The following is a 288-nucleotide window of genomic DNA, read 5'->3' as shown; positions in this document are numbered from 1 at the left end:
CAGCGCCACCACGGCGTGGAGCTGGAGCGGCTGCTGGAGATCGCCCGCCGGGACGACCTGCACGGCTAGAAGCCGATGTTGGTCCGCTCGAAGCCGTCCAGGCTGACCAGCCGGTGCTGCGCCAGCACCCGGTAGAACTCGGCCTCGCCCACCGAGCGGGAGAGGTAGGCGTCGCATCCCGCCAGCCCCGCCTTGATGCGGTCCATGCTGCCGGCGGTGGGCGCAAACATCAGGACCACCGGTGCGCTGCCATTGGGCAGCTTGCGCTGCTTGGCGCTGCGGCAGACC

1 protein-coding gene is annotated in these 288 nt (G+C 70.8%); it reads right to left on the bottom strand.

All coding sequences use genetic code 11. From position 1 onward, the window contains the following. Window positions 1–65: 65 nt before the first annotated feature. The coding region (locus J4G32_RS21050; RefSeq protein ID WP_210497643.1) for a response regulator at window positions 66–288 on the bottom strand (223 nt) is incomplete at its 5' end.

This window comes from Microvirga antarctica, assembly GCF_017921815.1.
Classification (GTDB): Bacteria; Pseudomonadota; Alphaproteobacteria; order Rhizobiales; family Beijerinckiaceae; genus Microvirga; species Microvirga antarctica.
Note: the sequence above shows the minus strand (reverse complement) of the source record. Positions and strands in the feature narration are given on the sequence as shown.